The sequence below is a fragment of the Mycobacterium colombiense genome (assembly GCF_001672755.1).
Taxonomy (GTDB): Bacteria; Actinomycetota; Actinomycetes; order Mycobacteriales; family Mycobacteriaceae; genus Mycobacterium; species Mycobacterium colombiense_C.
In genome coordinates this window covers 97,276-121,795 of record NZ_LZKI01000073.1, presented here as the reverse complement: position 1 = coordinate 121,795, position 24,520 = coordinate 97,276, and the positions used below count along the sequence as shown (strand labels likewise).

Genomic DNA, 24,520 nt, shown 5'->3' with positions numbered 1-24,520 from the left:
CAGATGCACGACAGACTGACCAAGATCCAGCTGTGGATCTTCGCGGTGATCACGGCCATCACCCTGACCGTGATGGCGATCTTCTACCTGCGGCTGCCCGCGACGTTCGGTATCGGAACCTACGGCGTGAGCGCCGATTTCGTCGCCGGCGGCGGCCTGTACAAGAACGCCAACGTCACCTACCGCGGCGTCGCCGTCGGCCGCGTCGAGTCGGTGGGCCTGAGCCCCAACGGCGTCATCGCCGATATGCGGCTGAACAGCGGCACCGCCATCCCGTCGAATGTCACCGCCACCGTCAAGAGCGTGTCGGCGGTCGGCGAGCAGTACATCGACCTGGTGCCCCCGAGCTCGCCGGCATCGACGAAGTTGACCAACGGTGCCCGCATCCAGCGGCAGAACACCCGGATCGGTCAGGACGTCGCCGACCTGTTGAAGCGCTCGGAGACCTTGGTCAACAGCCTCGGCGACACCCGGCTGCGCGAGCTGCTGCACGAGACCTTCATCGCGGCAAACGGTTCCGGCCCGGAGATGGCCCGGCTCTACGAGTCCGCCCGGCTGCTGGTGGACGAGGCCAACACCAACTATCCGCAAGTCTCCCAATTGATCGATCAGGCAGGCCCGTTCCTGCAGGCCCAGATGCGCGCCGGTGGCGACATCAAGTCGCTGTCCGACGGGCTGGCGCGGTTCACCTCCGAGGTGCGCCAGGCCGACCCGCAGCTTCGCGACACGCTGGCGACGGCACCGGGCGCCACCGACGAGGCCAGCACCGCGTTCTCCGGCATCCGCCCCTCGTTCCCGGCCCTGGCCGCCAGCCTGGCCAACCTCGGCCGGGTCGGCGTGATCTACCACAAGTCGATCGAGCAGCTGCTGGTCGTTCTGCCGGCGCTGTTCGCCGCCATCACCACCGCCGCGGGTGGTGGGCCGCAGGACGAGGGCGCCAAGCTGGACTTCAAGCTCGACCTCAACGATCCGCCGCCGTGCGCCGTCGGCTTCCTGCCGCCGCCGTTGATGCGCACCCCGGCCGACCAGACGGTGCGCGAGCTGCCGAAGGACATGTACTGCAAGACCGCGCAGAACGACCCGAGCACCGTGCGCGGCGCGCGCAACTACCCGTGCCAGGAGTTCCCCGGCAAGCGCGCCCCGACGATCCAGCTGTGTCGCGATCCGAAGGGTTACGTGCCTATCGGCCGCAACCCGTGGCGTGGGCCGCCCGTGCCGTATGACACCCCGGTGACCAACGGCTTGAACGTCTTGCCGCCCAACCACTTCCCGTACATCCCGCCGGGCGCCGAGCCGGATCCGGGCACACCCATAGTCGGGCCGCCGCCGCCGGGCGTGGTGCCGGGGCCCGGGCCGCTGCCGAACAAGCAGCCGGCCTTCGACCCGCCGCCGCCCAATGACAACGGGCCGCCACCGCCGTTCACCTCGTGGCAGCCGCCCGGCGTACCCCCGGTGCCGCCTCAGCTGCCGTATCCGAAGTGGCTGCCCCCGCCGGCACCGCCGGAGGGCATCAACCCGCCGCCGGCGGGCCCGGGGCCGGAGAAGCCGTGGGGTCCGCCGCCCGGAGGGCAGCCGCAGGCCGGCGGGCCCCCCGCATATGCGACCTACGACGAGAAGACCGGCGCGTTTGTCGATCCGGCCGGTGGCACTGGTATCTTCGCGGCCGGCGCTACCGGTACCTCCGGCGCCGAGAACTGGGTGGACCTGATGCTTGATCCAAGGCCGATGTAATGGACCCTGCTGTGGCAGACGAACCGAAGACCACGCCGCGGGTTCGTCGACGAGCGTCGCGTGCGGCGGGGCCGGCCAAGGGTGACCCGGCCCGGGACGTCACGGTCACGAGCGAGGTGCCGGCCGCGCCCAAGCCGCCGGCGAAACCCGTCAAGGCCTTCAAGTCCATCAAGCCGCCGCCACGACGGCAGCCGCACCGCGCCCTGGTCGCGTGGATTTCGTTCGCCGCGGCACTGTTGGCGGTCGGGGCGCTGGCCGGTTGTGTGGCGGCGCTGCTCATCCAGCAGCGTCACGCGACCGCGGCGCAGACGCGCGATCAGCGTTTCGTCGACACCGCCACGCAGACGGTGGTCAACATGTTCAGCTACAAGCAGGACAACATCGACGAGAGCGTGAACCGCTTCGTCAACGGCACCAGCGGCCCGCTGCGCGGCATGCTCGGCGCCAACAACAACGTCGAGAACCTCAAGGGCCTGTTCCGCTCCACCAATGCGACCTCGGAGGCCGTCATCAACGGCGCCGCGCTGGAAGGCGTTGACGCCGTGAGCGATAACGCCTCGGTGCTCGTCTCGGTGCGCGTCACCGTCGCCGACATCGACGGGGTGAACAAGCCGTCCATGCCCTATCGCTTGCGCGTCATCGTGCACGAAGACGAGGCCGGGAAGATGACCGGCTACGACCTCAAATATCCAGACGGGGGTAATTGATGCGATGGCGGCGTTGGCTGCTGGTCGTCGCGGGTTACCTCGTTGCCGTGGCGTTCGTCGCGTTGTCCGCGGTGGCCGGCTGGATGTACTGGGACCGGGTGCAGACCCGCGGCGAGCAGGCGGCGCGTGCGGTGCTGCCCGGGTTGGCGGCCAAGGAGGTCCCCGCGGTCTTCGCGTACGACTACCAAACCGTCGAGCGGAGCCTGTCGGCGGCGTATCCGTTGTTGACTCCCGACTATCGCGCCGAGTTCCAGAAGAGCGTCAACAACCAGATCATCCCCGAGGCCAAGAAACGCGAAGTGGTCGTGCAGGCCAATGTCGTTGGCGTGGGCGTGATGTCGGCCAAGCGGGAATCGGCGTCTGTGATGGTCTTCATGAACCGGACCGTGACGGACAAGTCACGCCAGCCGCTGTATGACGGCAGCCGGTTGCGGGTCGACTTCAAGAAGGTCGGCAAGCAGTGGCTGATCGCCTACATCACGCCGATCTGACCTCGTCGGTAGACGTTCAGTAGCACATCGCAATGCCGTTGCAGTACAACGGGTAACGGTTGATCGGGCTGGGTGGCGGACCGGTCATCGCCAGCGAGAACGGTTCCTTCTTCATCCCCGGCTGCATCCCGCACACCGCGCCGTGCAGCGTGGTGTGGGTGCCGCTCATGGTCTCGTCGCTGAACGCGAAGGTTTCGGTGGAAGGTGCGGTGCCGCCGCCCGGGCATGCCACACCGTCGGCCTTGTCGACCTTGAAGGTCCACAGCATGCTGGACATCCGGGCGCGGCCGCTGAAGTTCTGCAGCTTGTCCGCGGCGCTGATCTGCTCGGGCGTCGAACTCACGATGTTCAGCGCGCAGTTCATCGCGAACACGATCGGGTCGTTGTAGTCGTTCATGTTCCGGGTGCCCGAGGGCTGATCACAAAGTGCCGAGATGGTCCAGGTCACCCCGGACACGCCCGCCTCGTTGAAGTTGTAGGTGCCGTCGGCCGGTGGTCCGAGCGCCTTGGCCGGTTCACCGGACTGCAGCGCGATTCCCACCGCGACGGCCGTGCAGATGCCGGCGCCCGCGGCCATGCCGTGACGGAGCTTCATCTGATACCCCTCCCTCGCGTGCGACGCTGCACCTGAGTATCACAGCGTCCGGGCGTCAACACCATGGGGTCCTGCCCACGCGAGCTAATCGGTGTCACCGGGTCGGGATTCGGCGAGCGCGTCGAGGAACGACCTCGCCCAGCGATCGACGTCGTGCGCGAGGACCTGGCGGCGCAGTGACCGCATCCGGCGCCGTCCGTCTTCGGTGGATTGGTTCAGCGCGGCCTCGATGGTGTCTTTGACGCCTTCGAGGTCGTGCGGGTTGACCAGATACGCCTGCCGGAGTTCGGCGGCGGCGCCGGTGAATTCGGACAGGACCAGCGCGCCTCCGAGATCGCTGCGGCAGGCGACATACTCCTTGGCGACCAGGTTCATCCCGTCGCGCAGCGGGGTGACCAGCATGACGTCGGCGGCGACGAAGAACGCGATGAGTTCGTCGCGGGGGACCGGCCGGTGCAGGTAGTGCACCACCGGATGCCCGACTTCGCCGTACTCGCCGTTGATGTGGCCGACCTGGCGTTCAATGTCGTTGCGCAGCTGCTGATAACTGTCCACCCGTTCGCGGCTGGGTGTCGCCAGCTGAACCAGCACCGTGTCGTCGCGCTTGACCCGGCCCTCCGCGAGCAGCTCCGAAAAGGCTTTCAGCCGCACGTCGATGCCCTTGGTGTAGTCGAGCCGGTCGACGCCGAGCAGCACCTTGCGTGGGTTGCCCAGCTCCGCCCGGATCTCCCGGGCACGGCGCTTGATGTTGCGGTGCCGCGCCGCCTGGTCCAGCGAGCTGGAGTCGATGGAGATGGGGAAGGCGCCCACCCGAACCACACGGGACTCGAGCTCGACCTCGCCGTACCGCGACCGCACGCCCACCGCCCCGCGCGAGGTGTTGGCGCCGATCAGCCGTCGGGCGAGGAACAGGAAGTTCTGTGCGCCGCCGGCCAGATGGAAGCCGACCAGGTCGGCGCCGAGCAGACCCTCGACGATCTCGGTCCGCCACGGCATCTGCACGAACAGCTCGACCGGGGGGAAAGGGATGTGCAGGAAGAAGCCGATGGTCAGGTCGGGCCGCAGTTCGCGCAGCATCTTGGGCACCAGCTGCAGCTGGTAGTCCTGCACCCAGACCGTCGCGCCTTTCGCGGCGGCGCGGGAGGTGGCTTCGGCGAAGCGGCGGTTGACCGCGACGTAGCGGTCCCACCACTCACGGTGGTAGATCGGTTTGACGATGACGTCGTGATAGAGCGGCCACAGCGTGGCGTTCGAGAAACCCTCGTAGTACTCGGCGACGTCGTCGGCGCTCAGCTTGACCGGCCGGAGCTCCAGATCGTCCTGAACGATGGGCTCACCATCGTGGTCGGTGTTCTCGTCAACGATCCCGGGCCAGCCGACCCACGCCCCGCGCTGGCGACGCAGCAGCGGCTCGAGGGCCGTGACCAGCCCGCCCGGGCTGCGTTTCCACGCGGTGGTGCCGTCGGGGAGGCGCTCCTGATCGACCGGCAACCGGTTGGCAACCACGACGAAGTCGGAATTGCCGAATTCGGCTGTCTTCGAGCCCCGCCCTCCCCCGGGAGACATTTACGCGTCGAGTTTCGCCGGCCCGATACCCAGCATGGACAGAAAGACCCGGCATTCGTCAGCGTCGTTGGCGTACGCCGCGACGACCCGCCGGGCCTGGCTCGCAGTGTCGTCGGCCAGCGGCTCGACGTCGCCGATTTCGCCAGGATCAGATTTTGTAGGCATGACTTAACTGTAGGCGACGCCTGCGACCGGTCGCAGGCCGTCTCACCAGCTAACGGGCTCTAGCCGCATTTATGGCTGGTTTGCAGGGGTTCGCCGCGCCGCTCGCGAAGACACGATCGACCGTCGCCGCGGTGATGCAGGATAAGCAGGTGGCCGATCGGGACGCCGGTAACGACGTGGTGTTCGAGTTCGTCGATGTCGTCGTGGAACGGCAGGGAGTGCGTGCTCTGGACGGGCTGACCGCCGCCATTCCGGCTCACGGTGTGACGGCGGTGTTCGGGCCGTCGGGCTCGGGCAAATCGACCCTGCTCCGGCTGTGCAACCGGCTGGAGCTGCCGACGAGCGGACGGGCCTCCTTCTACGGGTCGGACATCGGCGGGCTCGACCCGCTGTGGCTGCGGCGCCGGGTGGGCATGTGCTTTCAGCGCCCGACGCCATTCCCGGGCACGGTCGCCGACAACCTGCGGGCCGCCGATCCCGACGCGTCCGACGCACGTATGCACGAAACGCTGGCCCGCGTGGCGCTGACCGGATCGTGGTTGGAGCGCGACGTGGCCGCCCTCTCGGGTGGCGAGGCGCAACGCGTGTGCCTGGCCCGCACCCTGATGGCCGAACCCCAGGTGCTGCTGCTGGACGAACCCACTTCCGCCGTCGACACCGAGGCGGCCGAAGTCATCGAGCGCGCGGTGCGCGAACTGGCCGCCGACGGCATTCCCGCCTTATGGGTCACCCATAACTCGGCGCAGGTGGAAAGGGCGGCCGACCGAGTCCTGCGCCTGGACTCCGGCCGCAGCCTGGGCCTGGGCCCGGTCGCGTCGAAGCCCGGCGACGGTTCGGTGGCTTGATGAACGGTCAAATCGGCTGGGTGGGCCTGGTGACATCGCTGATCCTGGTGGCGTTCGCGGCCGGGATCTCGCTGTGGCGGCGGCTGGGTCTGGAGCGGCAGCTGCTGTGGGCCGCGGCCCGCGCGCTGGTGCAGCTGCTGCTCGTGGGCGGGGCGCTGACGCTGCTGTTCGAGCCGGGCCGATCGCTGTGGTGGTCGTGGGCGTGGGTCGCCGGAATGGTGGCCTACGCGGGGGATGTCGCCCGGCGCAGGGCGCCGGAGGTGCCGCGGTTTGCGCCGCTGGCCGTGGCCGCGTTCGCCGGTGCGGCCGTGGTGACGCTGGGCGTGATCTTCGGCCTGCGGGTGTTCCCGCTGCAGGGGCGCACGCTGGTGCCGGTTGCCGGGATGATGATCGGCAACTCGATGACCGCCATGGTGCTGGTGGCTCGGCGGTTGGTCGACGAGCTGCGCGACAAACGCGACGAGGTCGAGGCCCGTCTCGCGCTGGGGCAACCGTCGCGGCAGGCCGCGGCGCCCTACCTGCGAATCGCCTTGCGCTCGGCGATATCTCCGCAGATCGAGACGACCAAGGCCACCGGCCTGGTGTTCCTGCCGGGCGCCATGACCGGCCTCATCCTCGCCGGGGTGCCGCCACTGCAGGCCGTGCTGGTGCAGGCCGTGGTGATGTTCTTGATCCTGGGGTCGGTCGCGGCCACCACCGTGGTCGTCGCGATGGGCATCGTCCGGCTGGTGTTCACCCGCGACCATCGGCTGCTGCCGCTGGGCCGGCGGCCAGAGACCGCCGGGTGAGAACGCATGGTCGGCGGGGCAGGGCAGCCCATCACCCCAGCGCGTGCGCGGTTACACACTGGCCGTAATCTGTAAACAAGGCCAATTCAACGATGAACGAGGTGGGCGGAATGACAGTCTCCGAGCAAGCCGACGCCGGGGCGGCCGAAGCCAACGCCCCGGAACTGGTGGCCTACGAAACCCTCGATGAGGGCCGCATCGCCCGGATCTGGCTGAACCGGCCCGAGGCCCACAACGCGCAGAGTCGCGGTCTGCTGGTACAGCTCGACGAGGCGTTCGGCCGGGCCGAGGCCGACGACACGGTTCGCGTGGTGATACTGGCGGCGCGCGGCAGGAACTTTTCCGCCGGTCACGACCTGGGTTCCGAGCAGGCGCTGGCCGAGCGCGCACCGGGGCCGGGGCAGCATCCCAGCTTCCGCTCGCGCGGGGCCACGCTCGAGCCGATCATGGAGAAGCTGTACCACCAGGAATGGCACTATTTCTTCGAAAACACTTGCCGCTGGCGGGATCTGCGCAAGATCACCATCGCCCAGGTGCAGGGCAACGCGATCTCGGCCGGCTTGATGCTGATCTGGGCGTGCGACCTGATCGTCGCGGCCGACAACGCGAAGTTCAGCGACGTCGTCGCGGTCCGGCTGGGCATGCCGGGTGTCGAATACTACGCTCACCCTTGGGAATTCGGGCCACGCAAGGCCAAAGAGCTGCTGCTGACCGGTGATTCGATTGACGCGGACGAGGCGCACCGGCTGGGCATGGTGTCCAAGGTTTTCCCGGTCGACGAATTAGAGGAAAAGACACTGGAATTCGCGCGACGCATCGCCGAGCGACCCACGATGGCGTCGCTGCTCATCAAAGATTCGGTCAACGCCGCCTCCGACGCGATGGGTTACACCGAGGCGCTGCGGCACGCGTTCCACGTGCACCTGCTGGGGCATGCCCACTGGGCGGCGTTCAACGAGAACCGGTGGCCGGTTGGCCAGCCCCCGCACGTCGAGGATTGGCGTGACGCGAAGCCGACGAAGGTGGCGCGCCGCGACACGCCGTAGCGCCGCGCAGCGGGGGCCTAACGAGACCGGGGGTAGCGATATTCACCCCGAGGGGACATGCTTCTATAGCTAGAACTTGTTCCAGTTTGAAAGGGCCTCGCGTGCAGCTTTCGTTCGAAGACCGGACCTATCTGATCACCGGCGGCGGCAGCGGGATCGGCAAGGGCGTGGCCGCCGGGCTGGTCGCCGCCGGCGCCTCCGTCATGATCGTCGGCCGTAACGCCGATCGGCTCGCGGACGCCGTCAAGGAGATCGAAGCCCTCCCCGGCGACGGCTCCATTCGTTACGAGCCCGCCGACATCACCAATGAAGAGGAGGCGGCGCGCGCCGTCGACGCCGTGACGGCCTGGCATGGCCGGCTGCACGGCGTGGTGCACTGCGCGGGCGGATCGGAGACCATCGGGCCGATCACCCAGATCGACTCGGAGTTGTGGCGACGGACCATCGACCTCAATGTCAACGGAACCATGTATGTGCTCAAGCACTCCGCGCGCGAGATGGTGCGCGGTGGCGGCGGATCGTTCGTCGGCATCTCGTCGATCGCGGCCAGCAACACCCACCGCTGGTTCGGCGCCTACGGCGTCGGTAAATCGGCGCTGGATCACTTGATGCAGTTGGCCGCCGACGAACTCGGAGCGTCATGGGTGCGGGTCAACAGCATTCGCCCCGGCCTGATCCGCACCGAGCTGGTGGCCCCCATCCTCGATTCGCCCGAGCTGAGCGCGGACTACCGCGCCATCACGCCGCTGCCTCGGCCGGGTGAGGTCGAGGACGTCGCGAACGTGGCGATGTTTCTGCTGAGCGATGCTTCCAGCTACGTGACCGGGCAGATCATCAACGTCGACGGCGGGGTGCTGTTGCGTCGCGGCCCGGATTTCTCGGCGATGCTGGAACCGGCCTTCGGCGCCGACGCGCTACGCGGAGTGGTCTAGCCGGGAGTATCAGATGAAAAGGCTTGAGGGCAAACGGATCCTGGTCACCGGTGCCGCGTCGGGGATCGGTCAGGCCACCGCATTGCGGCTGTTGAGCGAGGGCGCCGGCGTGGTGGCGGCCGACGTCTCGACGGACGGCCTGAGCGGCACGCAAGGCCATGCCGTGCAGGCCGGCACCGCCGACCGTCTCACCACGATGCCGATGGACGTCGGCAACGAGGATTCGGTGATCGACGGCGTGGGCTCGGCCGTAGAGAAGCTGGGCGGTCTGGATTCACTGGTGAATGCGGCGGGCATCCTGCGCGCCTGGCACACCCACGAGACCACCCTCGAGCAGTGGAATCGGATCATCGCCGTCAACCTGACCGGAACCTTCCTGGTAGTGCGGGAAGCGCTTCCGTCCCTGCTGGCAAATCCCAGCAGCGCGATCGTGAACTTCAGCTCCACCTCGGCGTCGTTCGCCCACCCGTACATGGCCGCCTACGCCGCGAGCAAGGGCGGCATTCAGGCTTTCACTCATTCACTGGCGCTGGAATACGCCAAGGACGGGCTGCGCGCGGCGTGCGTCGCCCCGGGCAGCATCAAGTCCGGCATCACCGATGCCACCGGCGGATACATCCCGAAGGACGCCGACTGGTCGCTGTTTCCCCGGCTGATGCCCATCCTGCCGACCACGACGGAATCCAGCGGCGCGGGCATGGCCGGACCAGAAGCGGTGGCCGGTGTGATCGCCATGCTGGTCTCGGATGACGGCGCCTGGATCACGGGCACCGAGATTCGGATGGACGGCGGCACGCACGCCTAGAGCGTGGCTAGTTGACGCAGGGCACGCCGCCGCCGTCGATCGGCTTTCCCTGATCGGGCGTCGGATACGTCGTGGTCGTGCCGTTGTAGTAGTAGCTCTTGGCCTTGGTCGACGTCGTGCTGGAGCTGGTGGTGCTCGTGGAGTCGTCCATCTGGGTCTCGTCGGGGGTGGGCATCGAGAAATTCGTGTCCACGGTGAGCCGGATGTGTCCGGCCGCGATGGTGGGACTGGGCTGCTTGGGCGCGTCCACGCCGACCAGGTTGGCCAGGTTCTGCGCGTCGGTCTGCGCACCGGCCCCGTACTCCACCGTGGTGGTGGTCGGGTCGCCGGATTCGCGGTCGCGAACCTGGCCGGGGGTGTAGCCCTTCTTTTTCAGCGCGCGTGACACCTCGCTGGCCAGGCCGCTCATGCTGCCGGAGTTGACCACGTCGACGACCGTCGACGGGTCGGGTTTCACGGCGGTGGTGGCCGGCGTCGTCGTCGTCGAGGTGTCGGTGCCGATCGCCTCGGCCACCTCGGACCTGATCGCCGCCGGGTCGACGATGTTGACGTCCTGGCCGTCGATGTTGTCGTAGCGCACCACGGGCAGCGTCCGGAACTCGACGTTGCCGCCGGCCAGCCCGCCGAGCCGTTGGATCATGTCGTCGTTCCAGCCGGCCGACAGCACCACGTCTTTGCGCGCCACCGCCATCAGGTTCTTGAGCTTGTCGATGTTGGTGAAGGTGCCCGAGGCCTGCAACTCCTGCATGACCGACGAGATGAACGCCTGTTGCCGGTGGGTGCGGTCCAGGTCGCCGTTGTCCAGGCCGTGCCGCTGCCGGACGAACGACAGCGCCTCGGACGCGTCCAGGCGTTGGCGGCCGGCTGGGAAGTCGGCGCCGGAGTACGAGTCGTAGACGGGGTGATTCAGGCAGACGTCGACGCCGCCGAGGGTCTGCGCGAGGTCGAAGAAGCCGGCCAGATTGACCTCGGCGAAGTAGTCGATGGGGACGCCGGTCAGGTTTCGCACCGCGCGCAGCGTCGCCGCCCGGCCGGCCTCGCGGCCCTTGGTTTCGAGTTCCTTCTGCGTGCTGTTGCCCTGGTTGGCCAGCTTTTGGGCGACATACTGCTTGGTCAGCCCGTATGCCTCTTTGATCTTGATGTGGTTGTATCCCGGGACCCCGGTGAACGGCACCCAGTCGTCGCGGGGGATCGAGAACGCCACGACCCTGTTGTCGGCGCTGACGTGCACCAGGATCATCGTGTTGGTGTTGTAGCCGCCGTCGTCGGAGTCTCCGGCGTGCAGGTGCTTGAGGATCGAGTTGGGCAGGTCGTTGCCGTCCTGGTCCTTACGGGAGTCCAGCCCGATCAGCAGGATGTTCATGTTGTCGCCGCTGGACCGCGGATCGTCGGGCTGCAGGGCGTTCGACACGGTGATGCCGCCCAGCGCGCCGTGCGCCACGTAGTACCCCGCCCCGGTGAGCCCGACGGCCGCCACGGAGACGAGCGCGCCCAGGGTGCGCGTCAGCCCCTTGCGTATACGGGAGGGTTGACGGACGGCTCGATGACGGCGATGGGCGCCGCCCGAGCGGGCCATCACAAACCTCTGCCCACGCCCAGCACATCACCAGGCACCGCAACGGTGCTTCGCGGCGATGTCGCTTCAAGCATGGTCACAAGTATGCGTTAGCTTGCTATGAAGCCCCCAATCGAGAGCACCCGTCACAGGGTGGGCGCGGGCGCGTTGGTGGGGCCGACCGGGCGTGATTCGCGCCCGTCGTACCCGCTCTACCTGCGTCTTCTGCCCGGCCGCGACCGCGATGGTCTCCGGGAGGTCTCGGGCCGGCCACCTCGGAGCCCGGATCGAGCCGAACTTGTTATCCAGCGGATACCGCCCGGTGGACCGATGCCCCGCCGACCGGGCCAGCAAACCGCCACCGTCGGCTAGCGGGCTTTGACCAGATCCTCACCGGAGCTGTAAAAGAGCGAGATGTTGGTGCCGGTGGCGATTTCGGCGAGATAGACCCCGACGGGTTCGACCTCGTAATAGAAGTGGATGTTGCCGTCGTTATCCATCGCCGACGCGCAGGAGAATCCCGGCGCACCGCATCGTTGCTTGATGGGTGCCGCGAGGACGGCAAGCAGCACGACGATGGCAACGCCGACGATCAGCGGGACCTTGTTCACCGTCGACCTCGGCTGGGCCGAATTAACCACGGATGGAGTGTAAGCGGCAGATCCGGCGGCTTCAGCGCGCGGCGCAGTAGGTTCTTCACCTGTGGCAATTGCGAACCCGCACGACGTGTCCCCGGCACACACCCGGGTCGAGGTACTCGGCAACATCGGACCGAACTGGTTCGCCTCGGTGATGGGCACCGGGATCGTCGCGACGGCCGGTGCCGCGCTGCCCGTCCACGTCGCGGGACTGCGGGCATTCGCGCTGGTGGTCTGGGTGATCGCGGCCGCGCTGCTGATGGCGCTGATCGCGGTGGTTGGTGGCCATTGGCTGCGCCATCCGACCGTGGCGCGCACCCACGCCCGCAATCCGCAGATGGCGCACTTCTACGGCGCGGCCCCCATGGCGCTGATGACGGTTGGCGCGGGAGCCGTGCTGGTCGGCAGGGACCTGCTCGGTGAGCGCATCGCCGTCGATCTGGACTGGGTGCTGTGGGCCGCCGGCACGCTGGGCGGGTTGTTCACCGCCGTCAGCATTCCGTTCCTGATGTTCACCCAGCACGACGTCGAGCCCGACGCGGCCTTCGGTGGCTGGTTGATGCCGGTCGTTCCGCCCATGGTGACCGCTGCGACGGGGGCACTGCTGCTCCCTCATATGGCGGCGGGCAGCGGGCGCACGACCATGCTGTACGGCTGCTATGCGATGTTCGGTTTGTCGTTGCTGGCCTCGCTGAACATCATCGCGATGATCTGGAGCCGCCTGACCCTGTACGGCACCTCGGGCTCCGCGCGGGTGCCGACGTTGTGGATCGTGTTGGGTCCACTCGGCCAATCCATCACGGCCGCAGGACTTTTGGGAGCCAACGCGGCATTGGGCGTCGACCCCGAGCTGGCCGAGGACCTCAATGCGTTCGCGATCCTCTACGGCGTACCGGTGTGGGGTTTCGCGGTGTTGTGGATCGCGCTCGCGACCGCGTTGACGGCGCGCACGCTGCGCCGTGGAATGCCGTTCGCGCTGACGTGGTGGAGCTTGACCTTCCCGGTCGGAACCTTCGTCACCGGGACCTCGCAGCTGGCCGGTCACACCCACCTGCCCGCGTTCAGGGTGGCGGCGGCCATCGCCTATGCGGGCCTGCTGTTCACCTGGCTGCTGGTGACGGTCCGCACCGCGCGGGGCAGCCTGCGCGGCAACCTGCTCAAGCTGCCGCCCAGCACCGCGCCGATCAAGGCGCACAAGGACTCCACGCGCCGCTAAGGATCGCCGTCGCGGAGGCTCTGGTGCCGGCGCGGGCGTTTGGCTGCCCGGGTACGACGGGTACGCGGCCATGGAGCCGAGCAGAGGACTGAGCATGATCGACACACGCCTCAGGCCGTTTTCGGCGGAGCGACCGGAGAATTCGGAGCCCACGCAACCGGGCTCTCCCGGCGAGACGCCGGAGCGGCTCACGCCGACGGAGCCGCCCGAGCGGCTCACGCCGGCAGAACCACCCGAGCGCCTGACACCCTCGGAACCGCCCGAGCACCAGGCGCCGGAACAACGATCACGATTGGAGAGCAGACATGCGCGCCGAAGAAGGCGACGAATCCGTCAAGGACTACGCGAACGAGGGACGGGAAACTCTTGGCCGCATCAAGGCTTCGCAGCACGCGGGCGGTCGCCTCGGTGACATCGCCCGGCGTTTCGCCAGCCTGTGGCGAGGGGGGCCGAGTGGGGGTGAAGGAACCGGGCCCGCCGAGTAAAGCCATTCAGCGACAGGCTAATTCGGCGTCACGGGAGCCGGATGGCGGCCGGCCCACGGGCGCGCCTCCTCGAGCTGCGCGGCCAGCCGCAGCAGATCGCCGTCTGCGCCTGGCTTCCCGACGAATTGCACACCCAGTGGAAGCCCGGCATCCGTCCAGTGCAGCGGCACGTTGATCGCCGGACGGCCGGTGAGGTTGGCGAGCTGCGTGTAAGGCACCCAGCCCAAACTCTCCTGGATGAGGTCATCGAGGATTCCGCTGAGTCCCATCAGTTTTCCGGCCCGAACCCTGCTGACCAGCCGGGCCACCCGCTGCAGCACGGTCGACGTTGTCGTGGCACCGACCGTGAGGGGAGGGGCGGCCAGCGTCGGCGTCAAGAAAAAGTCGTAGCTGCCGTGGAACGCGGCCAGGGATTGGATGTAGTCATTCCGGTTTTCCAGCGCGGACATGACGGGTAGCACGCCGCTGGACCGGCCGAGTTCGGCGATGGCCAGGGTATCGGCCTCAAAGTCGTTGTCGCGCGCGCCGGTTCGCTGTTTGATATCGGCGACTTGCTGGTGCAGCTGAGCGAACCAGATGGTCAGAAAATCGCGGCCCAGCGCGGCGTCGTCGTAGGGCGGCGCAACCTCATCGACCTGATGGCCCAATTCGCGAAGGAGCGCCGCGGCCTTTTCGACCGCGGCGACGGCTTCGCGGTCCGGCCGCGCGTTGATGGCCGAGCGTGCCGAGTAGCCGATCCTCAGGGTGCCCGGGCTGTCTTTGATCTGTTCGACAAAGGGCTTGTCGGGCAGCGCAACCCGATAGGCGACACCAGGGTGGGGTCCGACGATCGCGTCGAGCAGCCCCGCACTGTCTCGCACGGTGCGCGACACCACGCCCTGGGTCGCCATGCCCAGCATCAGTTCACCGGTCTGTGGGCCGTAGGGCGCCAGACCCCGGCTGGGCTTGAGGCCGACCAGCCCGTTGCACGCGGCGGGGATGCGGATCGAGCCGCCACCGTCGTTGGCGCCGGCGGCGGGAACGATGCCCGCCGCGACGGCCGCCCCCGATCCGCCGGACGAGCCGCCGGGTGTGTGCCCGGTGTTCCACGGGTTGCGGGCCGGGCCCCAGTAGTCGGGTTCCGTCACACCCTTGGCCCCGAACTCCGGGGTGTTGGTCTTCCCGAAGATCACCAGCCCTGCGTCCAGGAACCGCTGGGTGACCAGCGCGTGCCGGTCGGCCACGTCGTGGGCCAGCGAGCGGGACCCGCACGACGTCGCAAAGCCGCGGTATTCCTGGCCGAGGTCCTTGAGCAGGAACGGCACACCGGCGAACGGCCCACTCAAATTCGGGTCGGCGGTCTGGCGGTCGGCGACGTCGTCCAGGCGGCAGACGATCGCGTTCAGCCGCGGATTCACCGCGTCCGCTCGTTGCCGCGCCAGGGCGAGCAGCTCGGCCGGGGTGACCTGCTTGCGCTCGACCAGCTCGGCCAGGGCGGTCGCATCCAGCGACATGTACTCGTCAAGATGCATGCGTTCTCCTTGGCTCCGGTCCGGGTGCGCCTGCCCGGCGTCCTCTTAATTGACGCCGCCGCATGCCGTTGACGTTAAGCCAACGCGAGCTTCTCGTGGGAGCGCCTTAGTATCACCTGATGCCGACGGCAGCCGAACCGTTCACGATCCAGGGCCCCGGTGGGGTGCAGATCGTCGCTGACCGCCTCGGGGACCCACGGGCGCGCGCCGTGGTGTTCTTGCACGGCGGCGGCCAGACCCGTCGGTCCTGGGGCAAGGCGGCGGCCGCGGTCGCCACCCGTGGCTGGCAGGCCGTCACCGTGGACCTGCGCGGGCACGGCGAATCGGACTGGTCGGACGACGGCGATTACCGCGTCGTCAGTTTCGCCGCCGACGTCCAAGAGGTGTTGCGCACGCTGCCCCCGCAACCGGTGCTGGTCGGTGCCTCGCTGGGTGGCTTCACGTCCATGCTGCTCGCCGGGGAGCTGTCCCCGGGCATCGCCAGTGCGGTCGTGTTGGTGGACATCGTGCCGAACATGGACCAGTCGGGGGCGAACCGGATCCATGCCTTCATGTCCGACCGGGTGGAGTCGGGTTTCGGCTCACTCGACGAGGTCGCCGACGCGATCGCCGAATACAACCCGCACCGGCCGCGACCGACCGACCTGGAAGGCCTGACCACCAACCTGCGTCGCCGCGGTGATCGCTGGTACTGGCATTGGGATCCGCAATTCATCAGCGGCACTGCGGCTTTCCCTCCTTTTGAGGTCACCGACCCCGACCGGATGCACGCCGCAGTCGAGGCGATCCTGCGCGGCGGTGTGCCCATCCTGCTGGTCCGCGGCCAAATGAGCGACCTGGTCAGCCAGGAGCGCGCCGAGGAATTCCTCGCGCGTTTCCCGCAGGTCGAATTCACCGATGTCCGGGGCGCCGGACACATGGTGGCCGGCGACCGCAATGACGTCTTCGCCGGCGCTGTGCTGGACTTCCTTTCCCGGCACGTCGACGCGGGGTGAACCACGTGCCCGGAACGGACTGGTCGCCACCTCATTTCAGGTCGGCAGCGCTGCTAGTATCTGCCGGGCGCAAGCGGAGGGGGACGGCGTGACCATATCGTGCTTGCGGGGGTTGGGGCTCTTGGGAGCGGTGATGGTGACCGCGACAGCCGTGGCGAAAACCGCTCTGGCAGCGCCGCCCCCGGCTCTGCCGTCGCCTCCGCCCTCGCCGGGCATCGGCGTCGACCACGAATCTGGCAGGTGCACAGCCGGTTTCGCGGCGCAGGGATCCGATGGCAGTTACTATCTGATGACCAGCGGGCATTGCGACTCGCACGACGGCACCGAATGGACGTACGGCAACGACGCCCCGCTGGGCAGGATCTCCGCCAGCGAGCACGACGGTGATAAGCACGACGCCGCGATCATCCGCCTGGAGCCCAGTGTCGGCATGCCGGTGGGTGACGTCGGCGGCAGGTATCAGGTTCGGGATGTGTTGAGCCGCCAGCAAATTCAGGTCGGCATGCCGTTCTGCAAGATCGGCGCCGTAACCGGTGAGACGTGTGGCGCGATCAAAGGCATCAACGGTGACGTCGTCGAAGCCAGCGTGTTCAGCCTGGACGGCGACAGCGGCAGTCCCGGCTTCGTGATGAACCCGGACGGCAGCGTCAGCGCGGTCGGCCTGTTGATGTCATCGCCCGACGGTGATGACTACACGACCTACTTCATGCTCATCAACCCGCTGCTGGGCAAGTGGGGGCTTCGGGTGCTCCCGTGAAAGGCGCGCACCAGCAGGTGATCAGCGACCAGGGACACGTAACGTAGCGTTTGCAATCCTCGGGTACCGGGTATCAAGTGGTCCGGCCGCAACGCGTCGGCCCGCACGGGCCAGGTAGTCCACCTGTGTTGACGCGGCCGATGTGAAGAGGCAGCGGAACCAGCGACACGAAGGGAAGCAGTAGTGAAGCGTGGGATCGTGGTCGGCGTAGCCGGAGTGGCCCTGGTGGTCGCGGCCAGCGCCGGATGTTCGAGCAACAAGTCCAGTACCGGGTCGTCGGGTTCGTCGTCAGCTGCGGCGGCCGCGGCGGGTCCGGTGCTCACCGTCGACGGGCAGAATCAAAACATCAGCGGGCAGGTCACCTGCACCACCGCGGGCAGCAACGTCACCATCGGCATCGGCGACCCGACCGCCGGCCTGGGCGCCGTGGTCAGCAACGGCAACCCGCCGCTGGTGCACTCCGTCGGGCTGGGCACCGTCAACGGGGTCGCACTCGGCTTCTCCGACGCCGCCCCCAACCAAAGCGGGAGCGCCGGCGCCGCGGTCAACGGCAAGGACTGGGCGATCAAGGGCACCGCTACCGGTACCGACATGAGCAACCCGCAGCAACCGCAGCAGGTAACCAAGCCATTCGAGTTGGATCTCACCTGCCCGTAGTGCAGGCGAGATAACTCCCAAGAGGGGACACAGCTATGTCTATGAAACGTGTCGTCAGCGCCGCCGCGTTGGCCGCTGGGCTGAGTATCTCCGCGGCGACGCTGAACGCCGGGTCGGCCTACTCCGCCCCGCTCGACCCACCGCCCCCGTGCCCGAACTGCCACGGTGGTGGCGGCGGCGGGGGCAACCCCGGCGGCCCGGGCGGGCAGCCGGGTGGTCAGCCGGGCGGTGGTAACACCCCGCCGGCGCAGGGCGGGCCGGCCAACCCGCCGCAGGGCGGGCACAACAGTCCGCCGGCGCAGGGTGGTCAGAACAGCCCGCCGCAGGGTGGTCAGAACAGCCCGCCGCAGGGTGGCCAGAACAACCCGCCGCAGGGTGGCCAGAACAACCCGCCGCAGGGTGGCGGCAACACCCCGCAGCCCAACCAGCACGGGCAGAACCCGGCCCAGACGGGGCAGAACAACCCGCCGAATGAGCACGGGCAGTACCCGCAGCAGACCGGGCAGAACAACCCGCCCAACGAGCACGGCCAAAACCCACCGGGGCAGGGCGGGCAGACCAATGCGCCGGCGAACCAGAACCCGCCGCCGAACAACCGGCAGCGGTACGAGGCGCTGAATCCGCCGGCCACGCAGCCGCCGCACCCGCCGTATATCCCGCGCCACGATGTGGTCACCGCTAGCGCGCAGATCGGTGGTCCCGCGGGTCCTGATGTCCAGTTCAGCATTGTGGGTCACGGGGCGCCGCCGCCGCCGCGCGAACACGGCTACGGCTGGAACGACGGCCCGGCTCCGGGCCACCCGCCGCCACACTGGGAGGGCCCGCCGCCTCCGGGGGGCTGGAATGGTCCGCCGCCTCCGGGGGGCTGGAACCGGCCGTGGGACGGTGCGCCGCGTGATGTGGCTGCCGCACGTGCCGACTTCGGACCCTTCAACTACAACACCTTTACCGTCCTCCCGGTCTTCAACTGGCAGTACGGGGGTTGGGGTTACTGGTTCTTCGGTGTGTGGGTGCCGCTCTACTGATCGTTGATCCAGTGTCAGCGGGCGCAGCCGTTCTTCGGCGCGCCCGCTGACGCGTCTCCGGGCGGTCTTCTCGACCCTGCGGCGGAGTCGCCGGCATGGCAGGCTCCGGGGATGGACGTGAGAGAGAACGTTCGCCGAGCCATCGACGTCATGACGGCTTGGTCGTCCGACGACGGCCCTGACTTCACCTGGAGCCGGCTGGTCGAGAACGTGCTCGACGAGCCCGACGGCGACCTGATGCTGCTGATGGGCTTCGTCAATCTCGCGGGCGAGCTCGTGATCAGACTCGAGAAGGCCACCGGTCAAGAGGTGCGATCGCACCTCCAGGACATCGCTCGCAAGTACGTCTGAGCGCCCACCCGCGCCTACTGCGGGTGGGCCGCGACGTACGCGGCGGCCGGGATCGGTGACGCCTCGTCGTAGCCGATGGGCAGCAGCACGTCGCCGGCCGTCGTCAGGCAATAGACGTCCCATCGGTAGAACGCGGCGAACGTCGCGGGATCGGCGGCAATCAGCGCCGCGTACTGATCGACCGCGCGCACGTATTCGCCGGCGTGGTTGTAGCCGTAGATGGCGTGATCACGGTCGTTCGCGAAGCCATTGGCGGCCAGGAAGCGGCCCGCCGCCAGGATGCTGTCGTGGGGTGAATGGATGTCGCCGCCCCGGCCGTAGCCGGCGAACGTCGAGGGCAGGAACTGCATGGGTCCCTGCGCGCCCGCGGTGCTCGCGCCGACGATGCTGCCGAAGCGGCTCTCGACGAAGTTGATCGCGGCCAGGTAGTTCCAGCTGACACCGGATTCCGCTTCCGCCTGGTGGTAGTAGTTCATCAGCTCGTCGGCCGGTGCCGGTGGCTCGATCCGCCACGCCGGCAGGGTTTCTCGCACCGGGGTCAACGCGGTGAGTTGGCGACGGGCGTCGACGTTGCGGTCGTAGACATCGACCAGTTCCGGCGGGATGCGCGGGCGCGTGGTGGCGTCCCATTCGGGGTGGCGCCCGATGGCGCGGTAGGCCGCCTGCTCGCGATGCGCCGCCGCCGTCAACGCGGGCTCGGCCGTTCCGGGATCGCGCAGCGCCCGTTCGTCGGCGACGAGGTCGTCGGCCAGCTGCGCGGGGTCCGACGCCAATCGCGGCTGCGCGCCACCGGGTGTTCCGGTGTCGGCCGGCACCATGCGTGTCGCCGGCGCCGGCGCCGGCGCCGCGGCAACTCGCGCGGACGTGGTCGGGCCGGTTGTCGCCGTCTGATGCGGCGCCGAACACCCGACGAGCGCGAACACGATTGCGCCGACGACGAGTGGCGCGGCGCGCCGGTCACGGCTCACGGTGATCACGTCCATCCATTGCCTCGAATCCCCGGCTGCGGTTGGTTGGCTCATCGCGAGTCTGTCCTATCGGACCGGGTGACTTCAATGTGGTGAGGGTCTTTTGTTCACCAGTAGTTGTGACAATCGCGCGGTGCTCTCAAACTGATTGATATGCGCGACCGCGAGAAGATCGACTCGGAGTTGCGGCTCATCGCGCTGCGGCGCCAAGCGATCCGCGAGCAGGGCGGTCGGCCGTCGTCCCTGGAGGCCGATGCGCTGCTCGACGAGATCTTGGCCTACAGCGCGGGGTCGTCCGGGCCGGGTGCGTTCGAGGACTGGGAGGCCGAGGTTCGGGCCGCCGCCGCGTCGCGCGGCGGGAAAACCGGTGTCCTCGCGTCCCGGCGCCGGAAGGTGGCCGCGCTGCGTCGGCTGGGGCTGTTCGCGGCGTTGCCGCTGTCTCTGGTGGCGGCGGTCTGCGCGGTGGTGGTGATGTTCGCGCTGCACCGTCAGGATTCGTCGGATTCGTCGGCAGAGCCGTCGGACTCCCCGCCATCGGCAGCGCCGTCCGCACCGGTCGCGCCGAAGGCCTCCGCTCCGCCGGTCAACGTCGCCGACTCGGTGTTTGTCGCCGCGTTGAAGCAGGAGGGCGTGCCGGTTCCGAGTCAGGAGTACGTGACGAACCAGGGGCACGCCGTCTGCGACTTCCTGGCGCACCAGCCCAACTTCGCCGATGCGGTCGGGTTCGTGCAGCGCAACTCGATCTGGGACGCCAATCAAAGCACCGCCGTCACGGCGGGCGCCATCGTCGCGTACTGCCCCCAATCGCGCCCTGTGGCCTCCAACCAGATCTCACAGGCCGATCAGAACGCGCTCTCCGATCTGCAGGCCATCGAGCGAAACCTGCAGGGCATCCAGGGGAATCTGCAAGACATCCAAGGCGGTCTGGACGCTATCCCCGGCCACCCGTAATGGGTTGCAACGCCGTTTGGGAGTCGGAGCCCCCTGTCAGGATTGAACTGTATTCACGGGTGCAGGTCCGGGGCACAAATGCTGTTCTAGCTGCGAAAACAGCTAACAACGAGTCGCTGCGGGTAACGCAGTGTGTGCTCACAACGTCCGCACGGCGTGCTCAATGCCATGGCCCAGCCGCTAGAGCATCTTTCAAGGCAAAGGCGGATTATCTATAGTCGGCTCGGCTAGGCCGTTGTTCGCAGCGATCTCTCGGCGGACCTGCAAAGTCGCTGCACGCGGTAGGAGCCGGAGCGGTCGCTCGGGATATCTCCCCCGCAGCCGTATTAGAGTCAGTGTCCCGGTCCAGTAGTTGCTGGATACGCCAAAAATAGCTCGTTAGGACATATTTGGCTGTAGCAAATTTGCTAGAAAATTTGTAAAGTTTAGCTCAGTAACGGGAAATCGCGGAACCGGGATCGATTGGCTAGGGCCTAAAACGATGGCTTCGCGAGGCCAGGGAGCGATGCCATGGTTTTGTGGCGGCCGGCGGATGCTGAGGAACTAGAACTGCACGCGGGCGCGAGCTTCGAGTTCCACCAGGACCTCAGCTTGCAACTCGGCGTATAGGGCCTCTGCGCGCTCGACCATGAGCGTTGCAGTAATTGCGTACGGCTGTGGTGGAGCATCTGGATCCAACCACTTGTTCAAACTGCGTACGACTATGAACCAATCGTCGTGGAATTTCTCCCGAGGTCGAGTTGACCAAATCGCCGAGCCGACTTGCAACGTGCCCTTGCTTCGTGCCGTCCGCGTTGGGCGGAGCTTGATCTCATACTCGCCAAGTTTGCCGCCTTCAGGGTCATCGATGCCGGCCGCGGCGATTTCGAACAAGTCGACGATATCGACGCCCCGTACGACGACAAATTCCATCTCATACGCCAGGTAGTCAAAACGGCGGTGTCGCACGGGCGGGTCAAATGCCAGAGCAACAGTGAGAGCCCGCGGGCCAGGGATGTGAGTGAAACATTGAGTCATTGGCAGCCGATAGATATGGAACGAATCTGGGCGGACACTATCTTCCGCGTAAAGCACGACCCGGCTAGACGTAGAGGTGCCCGCTCGCTCCCAGTTGGGCTCCCCGTACCCGCACAATGACTGCACGACCTTCTCTTGTTCATCGAAAGTCGCCAGATTGCCAAGCAGCGCCTCGTCATGAACAGCACTTTGAGCGATAAGCGCCCGCAGGGCATTCGCAGACAGGCCGGGATAGGTGGCCTGCAGACGGCCGGCAATGTGCGCGACCGCCGGCGCGGCCAGGCTAGTACCCACGGAGGTGCCGAAGAGGGCGCTTGGGAAACGGGCTGTGGTCGAGACAATTTCGACGGCGGGATCTGGTATGAGGTCACCGGTTGTTTGGTCATACACCCAGTTGCCACCCTGAGCTACGACTTCTGGCTTGATCGCATCTCGTACTCCAGGACCGCTACGGGTATAGGGAGCTGGCCCCGGCGCCCTGCCGACAGCCGCCCGGCCAAGTGTCGTCCCTTCCGCCGTCGGCGTGAGGCCATCCGTACCCACGATCGCGCCCACGGTTAAGGCAATTGCGCTCTGTGCTGGGTCGATAATCTGATTTCCAGCATCGGTCAGGTACCGCGGCCAAGTGGCTAGGACCGTCGCGGTGGGAATGAGTTGTTGAGGTTCGATATTGCCAGCGGAGACAACGAGCAGCAATCGATGGCGGCGGGCCAACGTATCTAGTTCTGCGGCGAGAGGCGTCGATTTTCCGCCCCTGTATGGAGAGTCACTGTCTCCGAAGGAGAGGTTGATGACTCGGCATTCCAGTTCTTCAGCCAGGTAAACGATCGCCTCGGCGATCGATGCGATCCAACTGCGATCGGAGGGCGGACGACCTTCGTCATCCAGCACGCGGACGCTAGCGAGCCAAAAGGGAGCCTGGATTTTGCCGGTGCTGATGGCGGTAAGCACATCGCCGAAGAGCAGTAGGCCGGCGATGGCTGTTCCGTGACCATGTGCGTCTTCGCCTTGGTCGCCGAAGGCTGGATCGAGAGCCGCCACGTCGACTATCGCCGGCCGAATCAGCGGATGGCCAGCCCTCACGCCCGTGTCGATCATGCCTACAACGGGCGCGTCATCGGGTGGGCTGGGGATGTCATCTGGCAACGTGCCGATGTCTTGAAGCGCAGCGAGTTCATCAGGTCTCAAGGCTGGAACCGGGATCGCGTCTACGAGGCTCACTTGATCGAGTTCAGCTATGCCCAGTGCAATATCCCGATTTCCACGTACACGAGCGAGTACGACTGCAGCGCGCACGCCAACGTACTCGTCTACCCACGTGCCCCCCAATACACGAACCCTCGACCTGGCTTCATCAAGCCAGTCTCCGCGGACCGCAGCATCAGAGTGGAACCAGAGTTCTACGTCGAACTCATTAATCGCGTCTGGTGCCTCGTTGAGCGCCTGCATAAGACGCTCGCTGACCCTATCCGCGGGTTCGAGTGGCCGAAACTCATCAATTGCATCGAAGAAGTCCTCGAACATTGAGGGGAGTTCTTCGTCTTGCCCTGGACCAGCAGGTTTGTCTGGTGGGCGCTCGCGAGGTCCCGCCGAGTACTGGTTGAGTCGATCTAGAAAGCGTTGGAGATCTTCTCGGGCAGCGAAGGCGACTGCGGCATATCTGTCGCTCGAGTCCAAAAGCGTGAGGCCAGCGGGAATCCACGCGTCATCAGCGATCCTGCGGTTCAGGTTAAAGCGCAACATCAACTTGGGGTCAAAGTCTGGCCGCTGAGTCTTGCGGGTACGCAGTGCCTCGATCGAGCGTTGTGCGTCCTCTTCCAATTTGGTCGCGTGCGCGGCCGCGGTGTAATTCGGGTTCCGAGGTACGTAGCGTTTGATCTTGCGGCGCGCTTGCGGGGGGCGCGGTAATCGCGCCATCTGGAGGTGATCAGGAACTGGCATGCGCGGCGGCGGCTCGGCTCACAGCAAGATCAGCGGCATCCAGCAGTTCCTTGGTAGTCAAGGGGTCATCCGGTTGAAATAACAGGTGGCGCCTATAAGCGCTGGTTACGATCCCGCTGACGTCGGAGTGCGTCAACCCGCGGCAAGCAGAGGCGACGGTGTCGATGTCTAGGCCTCTTTCACGGCGTATTGATCGAAGTTTCAGGCGAAGCAGCGCACGGATGTCATGGACATTTGGAAGTTCGTAGGCAATGACCTCGTCGAAGCGCCGCCAAGCTGCCACGTCTAGTAGCGCGGGGTGGTTCGTAGTGGCAACGAGGATGCTGGGACCGACGAACTCATCGATCTGCTGCAGAAACGTGGTCACGACGCGACGAAGCTCGCCATGATCTGAGCCTTCCGAACGTTCCTTTCCGATTGCGTCAAATTCGTCGAATAGCACGACCAAACTCTCTTGGGACGCTATCGCAAAGATCGTCGCGAGATTGCGAGCGGTGTCTCCCAAAAGTGACGAAACAAGACTGCTCAGTTGCACCGTAGCCAACGGGCGTCCAAGCTCGTCCGCTAAAGCCTCCGCCGTTGCCGACTTGCCGGTGCCGGGCGGACCTACTAAGAGGAACCGGCGTCGCGGGCTTATGCCGTGGTGCACGAGGAAATCTTCCTTGCGTATCTCTAGGTGCACCTCGCCGAACAGACGGCGAGTCGATTCGGGCAGCAAAAGATCGCCGAAACCAATCCGTGCATCTCTGATGCTCATGAGATCAGAGGCAGATTGATCCTGG

Annotated in this window: 25 protein-coding genes; 16 read left to right on the top strand and 9 right to left on the bottom strand. The window is 66.9% G+C overall.

Going from position 1 to position 24,520, the window contains the following annotated elements; genetic code table 11:
• Positions 1-3 precede the first annotated feature (3 nt).
• Genes A5708_RS10320 through A5708_RS10310 form a run of 3 tightly spaced genes read left to right on the top strand, consistent with a single transcriptional unit; the run spans position 4 to position 2,929 of the window.
• Complete coding sequence (locus A5708_RS10320; protein WP_065028517.1) at positions 4-1,731, top strand: virulence factor Mce family protein; 1,728 nt, start codon at positions 4-6, stop codon at positions 1,729-1,731.
• A complete protein-coding gene (locus tag A5708_RS10315; protein ID WP_065028516.1) occupies positions 1,731-2,438 on the top strand; it encodes a mammalian cell entry protein in 708 nt (235 codons plus the stop codon). Before A5708_RS10320 ends, A5708_RS10315 begins: the two co-directional genes overlap by 1 nt.
• Complete coding sequence (locus A5708_RS10310; RefSeq protein ID WP_065028515.1) at positions 2,438-2,929, top strand: mammalian cell entry protein; 492 nt, start codon at positions 2,438-2,440, stop codon at positions 2,927-2,929. The genes A5708_RS10315 and A5708_RS10310 overlap by 1 nt, the downstream gene beginning before the upstream one ends.
• A 16-nt stretch (positions 2,930-2,945) precedes the next feature.
• Here the strand turns inward: A5708_RS10310 and A5708_RS10305 are convergent, their stop codons facing one another.
• From A5708_RS10305 to A5708_RS26750, 3 genes are all read right to left on the bottom strand, one after another.
• Positions 2,946-3,524, bottom strand: a complete 579-nt coding sequence (locus tag A5708_RS10305; protein ID WP_065028514.1) for a hypothetical protein — start codon at positions 3,522-3,524, stop codon at positions 2,946-2,948.
• A gap of 84 nt (positions 3,525-3,608) precedes the next feature.
• Entirely contained in the window at positions 3,609-5,090 is a 1,482-nt protein-coding gene (locus tag A5708_RS10300; protein ID WP_065028513.1) for an alpha,alpha-trehalose-phosphate synthase (UDP-forming), read from the bottom strand.
• The gene (locus A5708_RS26750; protein WP_155765966.1) at positions 5,091-5,255 is read right to left on the bottom strand and encodes a hypothetical protein; all 165 of its coding nucleotides are present in this window, start codon (positions 5,253-5,255) and stop codon (positions 5,091-5,093) included.
• Positions 5,256-5,335: 80 nt separating this feature from the next.
• Between A5708_RS26750 and A5708_RS10295 the strand changes: the two genes are divergently transcribed.
• The 5 genes from A5708_RS10295 to A5708_RS10275 all read left to right on the top strand — a co-directional run bounded on the left by A5708_RS10295 (position 5,336) and on the right by A5708_RS10275 (position 9,671).
• On the top strand, positions 5,336-6,100 hold the full coding sequence (locus tag A5708_RS10295) for a phosphate ABC transporter ATP-binding protein (protein ID WP_196772597.1): 765 nt from the start codon (positions 5,336-5,338) through the stop codon (positions 6,098-6,100).
• Entirely contained in the window at positions 6,100-6,888 is a 789-nt protein-coding gene (locus tag A5708_RS10290) for an ABC transporter permease (RefSeq protein WP_065028512.1), read from the top strand. Before A5708_RS10295 ends, A5708_RS10290 begins: the two co-directional genes overlap by 1 nt.
• 110 nt (positions 6,889-6,998) lie before the next feature.
• Positions 6,999-7,934 (top strand): enoyl-CoA hydratase, encoded by a 936-nt coding sequence (locus tag A5708_RS10285; protein WP_065028616.1) that lies wholly within the window; start codon positions 6,999-7,001, stop codon positions 7,932-7,934.
• 101 nt (positions 7,935-8,035) lie between these two features.
• Positions 8,036-8,866 (top strand): SDR family oxidoreductase, encoded by an 831-nt coding sequence (locus A5708_RS10280; RefSeq protein ID WP_065028511.1) that lies wholly within the window; start codon positions 8,036-8,038, stop codon positions 8,864-8,866.
• A 13-nt stretch (positions 8,867-8,879) separates the two neighbouring features.
• Positions 8,880-9,671 (top strand): SDR family NAD(P)-dependent oxidoreductase, encoded by a 792-nt coding sequence (locus A5708_RS10275; RefSeq protein ID WP_065028510.1) that lies wholly within the window; start codon positions 8,880-8,882, stop codon positions 9,669-9,671.
• Between the two features lie 7 nt (positions 9,672-9,678).
• On the opposite strand, the gene A5708_RS10270 is transcribed toward A5708_RS10275, so the two are convergent.
• On the bottom strand, positions 9,679-11,247 hold the full coding sequence (locus A5708_RS10270) for an LCP family protein (protein ID WP_155765965.1): 1,569 nt from the start codon (positions 11,245-11,247) through the stop codon (positions 9,679-9,681).
• 347 nt (positions 11,248-11,594) lie between these two features.
• Positions 11,595-11,837 (bottom strand): hypothetical protein, encoded by a 243-nt coding sequence (locus A5708_RS10265; RefSeq protein WP_065028508.1) that lies wholly within the window; start codon positions 11,835-11,837, stop codon positions 11,595-11,597.
• 91 nt (positions 11,838-11,928) lie between these two features.
• On the opposite strand from A5708_RS10265, the gene A5708_RS10260 reads away from it, so the two are divergent.
• Both A5708_RS10260 and A5708_RS10255 read left to right on the top strand, forming a co-directional pair.
• Complete coding sequence (locus tag A5708_RS10260) at positions 11,929-13,080, top strand: TDT family transporter (protein ID WP_065028507.1); 1,152 nt, start codon at positions 11,929-11,931, stop codon at positions 13,078-13,080.
• A 305-nt stretch (positions 13,081-13,385) separates the two neighbouring features.
• Positions 13,386-13,565 carry a hypothetical protein gene (locus tag A5708_RS10255; RefSeq protein ID WP_065028506.1) on the top strand — a complete coding sequence of 60 codons (180 nt, stop codon included), beginning with the start codon at positions 13,386-13,388 and terminating at the stop codon, positions 13,563-13,565.
• A 17-nt stretch (positions 13,566-13,582) separates the two neighbouring features.
• Here the strand turns inward: A5708_RS10255 and A5708_RS10250 are convergent, their stop codons facing one another.
• The gene (locus A5708_RS10250; RefSeq protein ID WP_065028505.1) at positions 13,583-15,076 is read right to left on the bottom strand and encodes an amidase; all 1,494 of its coding nucleotides are present in this window, start codon (positions 15,074-15,076) and stop codon (positions 13,583-13,585) included.
• Positions 15,077-15,195: 119 nt separating this feature from the next.
• Between A5708_RS10250 and A5708_RS10245 the strand changes: the two genes are divergently transcribed.
• The 5 genes from A5708_RS10245 to A5708_RS10225 all read left to right on the top strand — a co-directional run bounded on the left by A5708_RS10245 (position 15,196) and on the right by A5708_RS10225 (position 18,861).
• Entirely contained in the window at positions 15,196-16,071 is an 876-nt protein-coding gene (locus A5708_RS10245) for an alpha/beta fold hydrolase (RefSeq protein ID WP_196772592.1), read from the top strand.
• Between the two features lie 88 nt (positions 16,072-16,159).
• Positions 16,160-16,828, top strand: coding sequence for a S1 family peptidase (locus tag A5708_RS10240; protein ID WP_065028504.1), 669 nt, complete (start codon positions 16,160-16,162; stop codon positions 16,826-16,828).
• A gap of 183 nt (positions 16,829-17,011) precedes the next feature.
• Positions 17,012-17,485, top strand: coding sequence for a lipoprotein LpqH (locus A5708_RS10235; RefSeq protein ID WP_065028503.1), 474 nt, complete (start codon positions 17,012-17,014; stop codon positions 17,483-17,485).
• 41 nt (positions 17,486-17,526) lie between these two features.
• On the top strand, positions 17,527-18,510 hold the full coding sequence (locus A5708_RS10230; RefSeq protein WP_065028502.1) for an MAP_0585 family protein: 984 nt from the start codon (positions 17,527-17,529) through the stop codon (positions 18,508-18,510).
• 111 nt (positions 18,511-18,621) lie between these two features.
• Entirely contained in the window at positions 18,622-18,861 is a 240-nt protein-coding gene (locus A5708_RS10225) for a hypothetical protein (protein ID WP_065028501.1), read from the top strand.
• A 14-nt stretch (positions 18,862-18,875) separates the two neighbouring features.
• On the opposite strand, the gene A5708_RS10220 is transcribed toward A5708_RS10225, so the two are convergent.
• Positions 18,876-19,844 (bottom strand): transglycosylase SLT domain-containing protein, encoded by a 969-nt coding sequence (locus tag A5708_RS10220; protein ID WP_196772596.1) that lies wholly within the window; start codon positions 19,842-19,844, stop codon positions 18,876-18,878.
• Between the two features lie 138 nt (positions 19,845-19,982).
• Between A5708_RS10220 and A5708_RS10215 the strand changes: the two genes are divergently transcribed.
• Positions 19,983-20,780, top strand: coding sequence for a DUF732 domain-containing protein (locus A5708_RS10215; RefSeq protein WP_065028500.1), 798 nt, complete (start codon positions 19,983-19,985; stop codon positions 20,778-20,780).
• A 543-nt stretch (positions 20,781-21,323) separates the two neighbouring features.
• On the opposite strand, the gene A5708_RS26175 is transcribed toward A5708_RS10215, so the two are convergent.
• Both A5708_RS26175 and A5708_RS10200 read right to left on the bottom strand, forming a co-directional pair.
• On the bottom strand, positions 21,324-23,714 hold the full coding sequence (locus tag A5708_RS26175) for a S8 family peptidase (protein ID WP_196772591.1): 2,391 nt from the start codon (positions 23,712-23,714) through the stop codon (positions 21,324-21,326).
• A gap of 10 nt (positions 23,715-23,724) precedes the next feature.
• Entirely contained in the window at positions 23,725-24,495 is a 771-nt protein-coding gene (locus tag A5708_RS10200) for an AAA family ATPase (RefSeq protein WP_065028497.1), read from the bottom strand.
• Between the last annotated feature and the right edge of the window lie 25 nt (positions 24,496-24,520).